Annotated in this window: 11 protein-coding genes; 5 read left to right on the top strand and 6 right to left on the bottom strand. The window is 72.8% G+C overall.

What is annotated here, in order from left to right; genetic code table 11:
• Window positions 1-2: 2 nt before the first annotated feature.
• Both RWM17_RS08730 and RWM17_RS08735 read right to left on the bottom strand, forming a co-directional pair.
• Window positions 3-2,114, bottom strand: coding sequence for a glycosyltransferase family 2 protein (locus RWM17_RS08730; protein ID WP_314102772.1), 2,112 nt, complete (start codon window positions 2,112-2,114; stop codon window positions 3-5).
• Between the two features lie 454 nt (window positions 2,115-2,568).
• A complete protein-coding gene (locus RWM17_RS08735; RefSeq protein WP_314102773.1) occupies window positions 2,569-3,480 on the bottom strand; it encodes a hypothetical protein in 912 nt (303 codons plus the stop codon).
• An 82-nt stretch (window positions 3,481-3,562) separates the two neighbouring features.
• Here RWM17_RS08735 and RWM17_RS08740 point away from each other — a divergent pair, with 82 nt between their 5' ends.
• Together RWM17_RS08740 and RWM17_RS08745 are read left to right on the top strand one after the other, a co-directional pair.
• Entirely contained in the window at window positions 3,563-4,045 is a 483-nt protein-coding gene (locus RWM17_RS08740) for a hypothetical protein (protein ID WP_314102774.1), read from the top strand.
• A 25-nt stretch (window positions 4,046-4,070) separates the two neighbouring features.
• Window positions 4,071-4,763, top strand: a complete 693-nt coding sequence (locus tag RWM17_RS08745) for an SDR family oxidoreductase (protein WP_314102775.1) — start codon at window positions 4,071-4,073, stop codon at window positions 4,761-4,763.
• A gap of 64 nt (window positions 4,764-4,827) precedes the next feature.
• Here RWM17_RS08745 and RWM17_RS08750 read toward each other — a convergent pair whose 3' ends face one another.
• Window positions 4,828-5,760 (bottom strand): hypothetical protein, encoded by a 933-nt coding sequence (locus tag RWM17_RS08750; protein WP_314102776.1) that lies wholly within the window; start codon window positions 5,758-5,760, stop codon window positions 4,828-4,830.
• A gap of 149 nt (window positions 5,761-5,909) precedes the next feature.
• Here RWM17_RS08750 and RWM17_RS08755 point away from each other — a divergent pair, with 149 nt between their 5' ends.
• Window positions 5,910-7,361, top strand: coding sequence for a glucose-6-phosphate dehydrogenase (locus RWM17_RS08755; protein WP_314102777.1), 1,452 nt, complete (start codon window positions 5,910-5,912; stop codon window positions 7,359-7,361).
• A gap of 117 nt (window positions 7,362-7,478) precedes the next feature.
• Here RWM17_RS08755 and RWM17_RS08760 read toward each other — a convergent pair whose 3' ends face one another.
• Window positions 7,479-8,276 (bottom strand): transglutaminase family protein, encoded by a 798-nt coding sequence (locus RWM17_RS08760; protein WP_314102779.1) that lies wholly within the window; start codon window positions 8,274-8,276, stop codon window positions 7,479-7,481.
• A 198-nt stretch (window positions 8,277-8,474) separates the two neighbouring features.
• Between RWM17_RS08760 and RWM17_RS08765 the strand changes: the two genes are divergently transcribed.
• Both RWM17_RS08765 and RWM17_RS08770 read left to right on the top strand, forming a co-directional pair.
• Entirely contained in the window at window positions 8,475-8,804 is a 330-nt protein-coding gene (locus RWM17_RS08765) for a hypothetical protein (RefSeq protein WP_314102781.1), read from the top strand.
• Between the two features lie 17 nt (window positions 8,805-8,821).
• Complete coding sequence (locus RWM17_RS08770) at window positions 8,822-9,118, top strand: hypothetical protein (RefSeq protein WP_314102782.1); 297 nt, start codon at window positions 8,822-8,824, stop codon at window positions 9,116-9,118.
• A gap of 50 nt (window positions 9,119-9,168) precedes the next feature.
• Here RWM17_RS08770 and RWM17_RS08775 read toward each other — a convergent pair whose 3' ends face one another.
• Both RWM17_RS08775 and RWM17_RS08780 read right to left on the bottom strand, forming a co-directional pair.
• The gene (locus RWM17_RS08775) at window positions 9,169-9,486 is read right to left on the bottom strand and encodes a hypothetical protein (RefSeq protein ID WP_314102783.1); all 318 of its coding nucleotides are present in this window, start codon (window positions 9,484-9,486) and stop codon (window positions 9,169-9,171) included.
• A 220-nt stretch (window positions 9,487-9,706) separates the two neighbouring features.
• On the bottom strand, window positions 9,707-10,062 hold a 356-nt coding region (locus RWM17_RS08780), incomplete at its 5' end, for a transglycosylase SLT domain-containing protein (RefSeq protein ID WP_314102784.1).

The following is a 10,062-nucleotide window of genomic DNA, read 5'->3' on the forward strand; positions in this document are numbered from 1 at the left end:
GTTCAATAAACGTCCCGGGGTAGCTTTGGGTGATCCAATTCCATGCCAGATATGCCGCGCGCCGTCTGCTCCGGGTCGTCGGAGGGCGTGCGGTCGGCGAGGCGGTGCGCGGTCGCGAGGTCCGCCTCCCTCGCCGCCGCCTGCTCGGCCTCGTCGGCCTGCTGCAGGGCGAGGATCTCCTCGCCGGTGCGCGGAGCGGGCCGCGAGACCTGCGTGCGAGGAGACGCGGGCGCCGAGCCGGGAGGCGCGGTGAGCACCACGGGGGCGTCGGTCACGTCGCCGCGCTGCTCGGCCCTCGCGAAGCGCTTGAGCGTGCGGCCCTCGCGCCAGGCGGCGACGAGGAACGCGGACAGGATGAAGGTGTTGAGCAGGTTCCACACCGTCGCCAGCGTGAGCACGCCGTTGTCGGCGTCGCGGACGAGCGCCACGCACGAGGTCAGGGTGAGGAACAGCCAGAACAGCACCTGCGGGATGATGAAGTTGAACGGCGACGACACCTTGCCCTTGCGGCCGGTGACGCTCCACGCCTCGTCCTTGCCGCTGATGACGTTCCACAGGGCCTTGACGTAGATCGGGAACGACACGGTGGCGAGCATCAGCACCTCCCAGCGGAACGAGCCGAGCGTGTAGAACGCCAGCACGATCTGCATCAGGTAGAAGCCGGCGTAGAAGAGGAACCACTGCAGCACCGAGATGTGCAGGTTCATCGGGCGGAGGTCGAAGAAGATCTCCATCGGCGGCACCATGAGCAGCAGCAGCGGGGCGATGCCGGTCAGGTAGTTCGTCGCGGTGACGAAGTACTGGAGGCGCTGGTCCATCGTCAGGGTGCGGCGCGGGCTGAGCGGGTTGTGGCGGAACAGGATCTCGAACCCGCCGGTCGCCCAGCGCAGCTGCTGCTTGCTGTACGCCTCGATGGTCTCGGGGGCGTCGCCCACGGCGAGCGTCATGGGGATGTAGATGGACTTCCAGCCGGCCTCGTGCAGGTGCAGGCTCGTCCAGACGTCCTCCGACTTCGAGTCGGTGTCGATGCCGCCGATCTCGTCGATCGCGCTGCGGCGGAAGATGACGTTCGTGCCGACGCAGAAGGCCGCGTTGAAGCGGTTGCGGCCCGGCTGGATGAACCGGTAGAAGACGGTCTGCATGTAGCCCGCACCGCGGCTGACGAGGCTCGTCAGGTTGCCGTAGGTCTGAGGGGTCTGCACGAAGGCGACCTTCTCGTCGACGAAGAACGGCACCGTCTCGAACAGGAAGTCCGTCTTCGGCACGAAGTCCGCGTCGAAGATGGCGAAGTAGTCGCCCTTCGCGATGGCCAGCGCGTGGTTCACGTTGCCGGCCTTCGCGCCGTTGCTGCTGAGGCGGCGGATGTAGCGCGCGCCGAGCTGCGCGGCGAGGTCGCGGACCTCGTCGCTGCGCCCGTCGTCGAGCACCCAGGTGCGGTGCTCGCCCTTCAGGGCGAGCGCGGCCTGGACGGTGGTCGCGATCTTGGCGAGCTCCTCGCCGTAGACCGTGATGAACACGTCGGCGACGATCTTCTCGCCGGCGATGCGCATCGGCCAGAGGTGCGGCGTGCCGCGGAGGCCCAGGCGGTCGATCTCGTCCTCGTCGTACAGGGTGTCCTGCGTCGCGTGGAAGTCGAAGTCGCGGGGGTCCTGGCCGCCGGAGAGGATCGTCCACATCGCGAAGAGCGTCTGCACGACGAGGATCGCCTCGGCGACGATGATCATCGCGTAGGGCAGGATGTCGCCGCGGTTGCTCGGGTTCAGCAGGAACTGCGCGTAGAGCAGGATGCCGAGCGTCGCGATGAGCACGAGCAGCACCATGACCGGGCTGTGCGCCCTGCCGCCCTCGGGGCGGGCCGCCACGCTGACGTGGTCGGCCCGCGGCCGAGGAGCGGGCACCGGCTCGCGACGCTGGCCGACGGGTCCGGAGGGTGCTAGGTGCCTCTGGTCGACGGTCGTCGCGGTGTCGGGACGCTCGTCGAGGACGAGGGTGCCGGTGCTGGTGGTGCCGGGTGTGGTTGCGGTGGTGCCGGCCGCGAGGCGGTCGGCGGTGGACGACGTGGCGGCCGACCCCGTTTCCGGGGACAGCGGAGCGTCGCGCATGGTTCGGGACATGCGAGTACTTCTCTCCTGGTTCGGGACTGCGGAGATCCCGGACGGCAGAGAGGAGCCGTTGTCGCCTGCAGACGTCCGGGGAGGGCGTCGGCAGCTGTGGCGACGGGTGGGTGCAGTCGACGGCCTGGGTGTGAGCCGGCGACGGCGGTGAGCGGAGGAGGGTGCCTCCGGGGCTCGTCCTCTCGGACGGGCCTGTCGGGTGCGCCCGGTGGGTGGCCGGACGGCGGGTGGTTCTGGTGGTGCGGTCGTCGTGTGGGCCTTTCGGGGGACCTCGCGGCGACTGCTCAGAACAGTACAGGCTGGTCTGGAACCAGGTTGTCACCCGTTCGGGGGGTCGTACCCCTCCTGCGGGGCACACGACCTCGACGACCCGCGCGGTTGCTGGGCTCATACCCGGCGGTATCGCCCGTCGTGTCACCCGGGCGAGGGACAGACTCACCCGGGGCGCCCTGGCTCAGGCGCCCACGTCGCGGACCCAGCGCGCCAGGAACTCCGCCCCGGCGTCGTCGTGGATCAGCCCCGTCGCGCTCGTGAGCACCGGGTACTCCGTGGCCGGCACGCCGTCGGCGGGCCGCACGTCGACGTGCGCGACGTCGTGGCCGTTCGCGTGCAGCCAGTCGGCCATGGCGTAGTCGCTGCGCGAGTCGCCGACGGTGCGCCAGGCGAGGGGCAGCTCGCCGTCCTCGGCGAGCAGCTCGAGGGCGCGCTCGGCGCCGAGGTCCTTGCCGAGGCGGACCGACTCGATGTCCGTGGAGATGATGGTCGGGTCGACGCGCCACTGCACCTCGCCGCGGGCGTCGCGACGCTCGTCGTCGAGTCGTCGGACCCCGGCGCCTCGCCGGACCAGCGCCTCCATCGCCTTCTCGTCGAACTCGCGCTGGCGGGCCAGGTAGGTGGCCGACTCGACCGTCGTGAGCTGCTCGATCGAGACCATGGCGCGCTTGGTGTGGTCGAAGAAGACCAGGTCGGCGAACTCGGCCGTGACGAGCTCGTCCATCTCGGCGGCGAAGTCGGCGGGCATCGCGAGGGCGGAGTCGACCTGCACCTCGCTCATGCCGCCGGGGCCGTGCTCGGGCCCGATCGAGAACCACGACGCGCCCTTCTCGCAGATGCCGTGCACCCGGGCCCCGGCGGGCAGGCCCGCCGCGATCATCGGGCCGACGACCTCGTCGCGGATGAACGCGTCCGACCGGCCCGTGTTGAAGACGACCGGGATGCCCGCCGCGGCGAGCGCGACGAGGTCTCGCGTTATCTGCGGCAGGGCGATGCTGCGGCTGACCGGGCTGGCGATCGGCCCGTCGACGTCGAGGAGGAGGCCGAGGGGCGGGGGCGTCGAGGAGGCGGAGGTCGAGGAGGCGGTGGTCACCGGCCCATCCTCGCAGTCGCGGCCCCCGTCGGCGCCTCGACCGCGCGGAGGACCCGCCCGTCCGCACCAGGTGGGAGGATGGGTGATCCAGACCCCGAAGGAGATCTCCGTGCCGCAGCTGCCCGCACCCGTGATCGCGGCACTCGAGGCCTTCGCCGCGCCCGACGCCCGCGACGCCGTCCAGAGCCTGGCCCACGAGGCCGCCGAGGGCGTCGACACCCCCCGCGAGCGCCTCGACGCGCTGCTCGAGTCGGTCGAGTGGGTCGACATGGGCGTCGTGCACCCCATGGCCCCCGAGCTGCGCGACCCCGAGGGCGTGCGCCGGCTGCTCTCCGCGATGGGCGCCGAGGGGCGCTGCGCCGTGCTCTCGGCCGGGGGCTCGGAGGACGACCGCGACCTCGGCGGCGCGCTCGACCAGGTGCTGCAGCAGCAGTCCGGCGGTGCGCTCGTGGTCTGCCGGCCGGGGCCCCTCGCGTTCCTGGTGACCGCCTCCGGCGAGCGCTGGCTGCTCAGCGACCGCGAGCTGCCGCAGCTCACGGGGCCGCTGCCGATCATCCGCGACTGACGCCGCGACGCGTCAGACTGGGGCGATGAGCACCGACAGGTCCCGTCCCACAGCCCTCGTCACCGGAGCCACCCGCGGCATCGGCCTCGCCGTCGCCCGCGACCTGTCGCGCACGCACCACGTCGTCGTGCACGGCCGGGACGAGGAGGCGCTGGTCGCCCTCGCCGGCTCGCTCCCCTCCGCCGCGCCCTGGGTCGCGGACCTCGCGGGGTCGCCCTTCGAGGCGCCCGCGCTCGACCGCCTCGACGTCGTCGTGCACGCCGCGGGGGTGATCGGCGGCGGGACCGTCGAGGGCACGAGCCGCGACGACTGGCGCCGCGTCTTCGAGGTCAACGTCTTCGCCGTCTCCGAGCTCACCCGACAGCTGCTCCCGGCCCTGCGCGCCGCCCGGGGCACGGTCGTCGCGATCAACAGCGGCTCGGGCTTCGCCGCCGGCCCCGGCGGCAGCACCTACGCGGCGAGCAAGTTCGCGTTGCGGGCCCTCACCGACTCGCTGCGCGAGGAGGAGCGTCGGCACGGCGTCCGCGTCAGCTCGGTCCATCCCGGCCGCGTCGACACCGACATGCAGCACGAGCTGGTCGAGAGCGAGGGAGGCGTCTACGACGTGTCGCTCTACCTCGAGCCCCAGTCGGTGGCCGACGCCGTGCGCCTCGTCGTGGACCTGCCCCACGGCGCGACGGCCGAGGTGGTGTCGGTCCGCCCGACCCGTCGCGCCTGACGCCGGGCGCAGAGCCCCGGCCCGAACTGAGCACCCGGGCCGGGCCGGGCCGGGTCGGTACGGCTCAGGCGAGGGCGAGGGCAGGCCACTCCGGCAGCTGCGTCTGGCGGACGGTCGCCTCCTCGAGCAGGTGGCCCGGCAGCTCGCCCTCGTAGACCGCGGCGTCGATCTTGACCAGCTGCAGCCCCTCGGCGAGGTCGGCGTCGTGGTCGCTGTACGTGCCGCTGAGCCGCAGGCCCGTGGCGGTGGGGTACTGGTCGGTGACGCGGTAGCCGAGGCCGTTCCAGCGGGTGCGGACGTCGAGCTCGAAGTACTCCTGCGCGTCGGCGACGTCGACGGTGCGCGACCAGACCATCGGGGTGGTCGGCGTCCAGCCGTCGGCCTCGGCCTGCTCGTCCTGGCGCACGGCGATCACGCGCGTGTCCCCGTCGATCAGGTCGGCGATGCGGACCTCGCCGTCGTCCATCCGGGCCAGGCCGCCGACGAAGCGGCTGACGAGACGCGGCTGGCGTTCACGCCTCGCCTCGATGTCGTCCGCGTAGATCCAGCCCCAGGCGGCGGAGTGGAAGTACGCGAGGTAGGTGCTCGTACCGTCGGCGGCGATGCGGTGCAGCTCGGCGCCGGCGGGCACGCGGCGGTGCGGGAGCCACGAGAGCGGGATGACGTGATCGGGGTCGGCGACGAAGCCGTCCCCGCGGAACGGCGGGCGGTCGAGGAACGGCCCGCCGGTGACGTTCTGCGTGGCCCGGTCGGGACCGCCCGTGGCCTTCTCGAGGAGCAGGTTCGCCGTGCTCTCGAAGCGGAGCACGTCGATGTGCGGCATGTCGGGCGAGAACGGCGCCCCCGGGAAGTCGAGGCCGTGCGCCGTGATCAGCTCACGCGGCGTGCGCGCGTGGCCGACGGCGCCCCAGGGCACGACGAAGCCGGCCACCCGGTCGTGGTCGTGGTCGTGGTAGGCCGCGCTCAGCTGCGGCGTGACGGCTTTCTGCAGGATCATCTGCGCCCCTCCGAGGTCGTGCGGCGACGGCGCTGGTTCACCGCTCGCCCGGACCAGGATGGCACAGGAGGCATACCGACAGGTCGACCCACCACGTCCGGCGTCGGCGACGGGAGCGGTGCGCCGGCGCGCGGTCTACCGTCGTCCCCATGACGACCGCGACGCGACACACGGCCAGCGACCCCGCCACGGAGGCGACCATCGGCGACGAGGGCGGGCCGAGCAGCGAACCGGTGACGCTCCTCATCCTGGGCGCGTCCGGCGACCTGGCGGCCCGCCTCCTGATGCCCGGGCTCGGGGGGCTGCTGGCCCACGAGCCGGTGCGACGCGTGCAGCTGATCGGCGCCGGCGTCGAGGAGTACTCGGACGAGGAGTGGCACCAGCGGGTCGCCGACTCGTTCGCGAGCGTCGAGGCGGCCGGGCCCGCCGTCGACGCCCTGCTCGCCTCGACCCGCTACATCACGGCGGACGTGACGTCGGCCGACGCCCTGACCACGCTGCTCGACGCGTGCGAGGCACCTCCCGCGATCTACTTCGCGCTGCCGCCCGCGATCACCGAGAAGGCCTGCGAGGCCCTGAGGCAGGTGCAGCTGCCCGAGGGCACCGCCCTCGCCCTCGAGAAGCCCTTCGGCACGGACGTGGCGTCGGCCGGGCACCTCAACGAACTCGTGCTGCAGCTCGTCCCCGAGGAGCGGGTGCACCGCGTCGACCACTTCCTCGGCCGGGCCACGGTGCTCAACCTGCTCGGGCTGCGCTTCGCGAACCGCCTCATCGAGCCGATGCTCAACAACCAGCACGTCGAGAGCATCGACATCGTCTACGACGAGACCCTCGGCCTCGAGGGCCGCGCCCGCTACTACGACCACGCCGGCGCCCTCGTCGACATGATCCAGAGCCACCTGCTGCAGGTGATGGCCGTGCTCACGATGAACGCGCCCTCGACCCTGAAGGCCGTCGACCTGCGCGACGAGAAGCAGCTCGTGCTGCGCGCCACGCGCCTCCTCGACGGGGACCCCGTCGCGAACAGCCGCCGTGCCCGCTACACGGCCGGCACCGTCGAGGGCCGCGACCTGCCCGCCTACGCCGCCGAGGAGGGGGTGGACGCGTCCATCGAGACCGAGACGCTCGCCGAGATGGTCGTCGAGGTGCAGAACTGGCGCTGGGCCGGCGTGCCGATCCGGCTGCGCTCGGGCAAGGCGCTGGCCTCGAGGAGGCGCGAGATCGTCATCACCTTCCGCCCGCCGACGCACGTGCCGCGCGAGTTCGTCGGCGGCGGCACGCCGGACCGCCTCCGCATCGCCATCGCGCCCGACGAGATGTCGCTCGAGCTCAACGTCAACGGCCCCGGCGACTCGTACGACCTGTCGCGGGCGACCCTGCACGCCGAGTTCGGGCTCGGGGACCTCACGGCCTACGGCGAGGTGCTCGCCGGGATCCTCGACGGCGACCCCACCCTGTCGGTGCGCGGCGACTCGGCGGTCGAGGGGTGGCGCATCGTCGCCCCGGTGCTCGACGCCTGGCGCGCCGGCGACGTGCCGATCGACGAGTACCCGGCGGGCACGGCCGGGCCTGCGTCGTGGCCGGCGGTCGAGGACGACTGAGCGGCGCCGGTCAGCCGGGGAACGTCCTCCGTGCTCAATTCCGGACGAGATGCCTCGGCGTGCCGGGGCATCTCGTCCGGAACGAGGCATCGAGGCGGATGTCGGCTGCTCCCCCGCTCAGCCGAGGCTGACGAAGGCGGTCACGTCGTCGCGGGGCAGCTCGTCGGCGACGGCGCCGACCTGCATCGACGCGACGGTCACGGCGTCGCCGTGGCTCGTGAGGAACGCGGTGTCGCTCGCGTCCCGGCCGGTCGCGATGCGCAGCAGCGTGCTCCGCGGCGCGAGTGCCGTGGCGTCGACCACGTGCCACTCGTCGTCGACGAAGGCCTCGGCCACGGCGTGGAAGTCCATCGGCGACAGTCCCGGCGCGTAGACCGACACCAGCCGGGCCGGGACGTCGAGCGCGCGGAGCAGGGCGATCACGAGGTGCGCGTAGTCGCGGCAGACGCCCTGGCGGTCGAGCAGGGTCTGCACGGCGCCGTCGGTCGGCGCGCTGGCACCGGGGACGTAGGCGAGGTGCGACCCCACCCACGAGCTGACGGCGGCCAGCAGGTCGCGGCCCGCGAGGCCGCCGAACTCCGCCCGGGCCGTCGGGGCCAGGGTGTCCGACTCGCAGTAGCGGCTCGGGCGACGGGAACGCACGAGGTCGAGCTCGTCGACCGGAGGCGGGGCGAGCCTCCCCTCGACGACGACGCGGTAGTCGACGAGCACCCTGCCGGCGCCGACGTCGCACAGGTGCAGGCGAGTGCCGTGCTGGTCGACGAGCTCGCGCACGGCGACGGGCGCTCCGTGCTGGGTGACGATCAGCGCCTCCTCGGCTCGCTGCTCGTACAGGGCCGAGGCGGCGATCGACAGGACGAACTCGGCTGGGCCGGCGACGTCGAACTCGAGACGGGCGGAGGCGGTGCGCTTCATGCCCCGAGCCTGGCAGGCCCGCGGGTCGGGGCCGAGTCGGGCGTGCGTCGCGCGTGTGAACTCACCCGCCTCGCCTCGCCTCGCCTCGCCTCGCCTCGCCTCGCCTAGCGACCGAGCGCGTGCCGTGTCAAGGGGTGGGTGCCGGAATGATCCATGCGCGTGCAGGCATCTACGCTCGAACGGCAGGGAGGGAAGCACTTGGGCACACTGTTCTACGGGTCGGATCGATACGCGATCGACCTCGACGACCGAACCCTCGCTCATCTTCAGCTGGCGATCGTCACCAAGCTCCGCCGGCACGAGAGCTTCTCGTTGACCTGGCGCGACGACCAGCCGTCGGGCCAGGGCCGGAGCGTCATCTGGGTGCACGAGTCGATCCCGCTGCACTTCGTCTATGCCGGGAGCCGCATGCCCGCCGTCAACCGCGCCTGGGTCACCGATCTGCTCGAGACGGCGTCGACGACCGTCGGGATGCGCCTGGTGCCCGAGCCGACGGAGGCAGCCGCCGTGACGGAGGACGACCGCTAGTCGGGCAGGATCGAGGCATGCCCTCGTATCGCGTCCTGCTCGCCGTCGGCTCCCTGCACGCGGGGGTCCGGCCCGACGCCCTGCTGCCCCGGGCCGCGGCGGCCGCCGCCGAGCACACCACCGTCGAGGCGAACGACATCGTCATGGTTCGGGGCGAGCCCCAGCTCGTGGTGCGCTTCACGGGCGCCGACGACTCCTTCGCGCTCGGGGTCGGGGCCGCGGTCGAGTCGACGGTCGGCGGGCTGGCCGACGTGCGCGGCGCTCGGGTGACTCGCCGGGACGGCGGGGCCTGGACCCTGGTCGGCCCCGTCTGACCGCGCGGGCTCGGGCTCGGGCCTGTGCTCGAGCGGGTGTCGGCGAGTGGTCAGGTGTGGTCCTTCCGCGTCGGCGGGACGACACTTCGTGACCACTCGACGGGCTCGGCTCGTGCGTAGGCTCGGGGGATGACGACGAGGAGTGCCGAGAACGGGACGAGCAGGACGAGCAGGGCGCCCCGGACGAGCAGGACGAGCGCGGGCGCACGTGCGGCGACCGCGCTGACGACGGCCGTGCTCGCGGTGGGGGTGCTCGCCGGCTGCGGCGAGCGCGACGACCCCGTGGTGACGCCGAGCCCGACCCCGGTGAGCCCGACGGCGACGCCGGAGCCCGCGACCCCCGAGCCCACGTTGGAGGTGCCGGTCACCACCGACAAGCCCACCGACCGCAAGACGATCCCGCCCCAGAACTGACCAGCCCCGGCCCTGCTCCCCCGCGCCCCTCTTTCCCCGCACACGTCTCCCCCCTGGTCAAGGGCCGCCGACCGACGAGAAAGGTCCTCCCCGAGCTCGGGGAGGACCTTTGTCGTCGGCTCAGGCGCGATCGTCACCCCCGTGACGGGACGCGGCCGAGACCGCCGGGCGGACTCAGTACCAGTTGACCGACTGGCTGTGGCCCCAGGCGCTGCACGGGGTGCCGTACGCGCGCTTGATGTAGTCGAGGCCCCAGGCGACCTGAGTGGTGGCGTTCGTGGCCCAGTCGGAGCCGGCGGTCGCCATCTTGCTGCCGGGCAGCGACTGCGGGATGCCGGTCGCACCGCTCGGGTTGTAGGCCTTGTAGTTCCAGCCCGACTCCTTCTGCCACAGGTTGACGAGGCAGCCGTACTGGTCGCTGCCCCAGCCGTACTTCGACGAGGCGAGCTGCTGGGCGGCGGCCTTGGCGGCGGCGGGCGTGTTCGCGGCGGCCTGCGCGGCGGCGGCCGCGGCTGCGGCTGCCTCGGCGG

This window comes from uncultured Frigoribacterium sp., from assembly GCF_963515265.1.
Taxonomy (GTDB): Bacteria; Actinomycetota; Actinomycetes; order Actinomycetales; family Microbacteriaceae; genus Frigoribacterium.

Coding starts and splice junctions, on each gene's coding strand:
- RWM17_RS08730 (WP_314102772.1), bottom strand. CDS start 2,114: ATGTCCCGAACCATGCGCGACGCTCCGCTGTCCCCGGAAACGGGGTCG.
- RWM17_RS08760 (WP_314102779.1), bottom strand. CDS start 8,276: ATGAAGCGCACCGCCTCCGCCCGTCTCGAGTTCGACGTCGCCGGCCCA.
- RWM17_RS08770 (WP_314102782.1), top strand. CDS start 8,822: ATGCCCTCGTATCGCGTCCTGCTCGCCGTCGGCTCCCTGCACGCGGGG.
- RWM17_RS08745 (WP_314102775.1), top strand. CDS start 4,071: ATGAGCACCGACAGGTCCCGTCCCACAGCCCTCGTCACCGGAGCCACC.
- RWM17_RS08750 (WP_314102776.1), bottom strand. CDS start 5,760: ATGATCCTGCAGAAAGCCGTCACGCCGCAGCTGAGCGCGGCCTACCAC.
- RWM17_RS08755 (WP_314102777.1), top strand. CDS start 5,910: ATGACGACCGCGACGCGACACACGGCCAGCGACCCCGCCACGGAGGCG.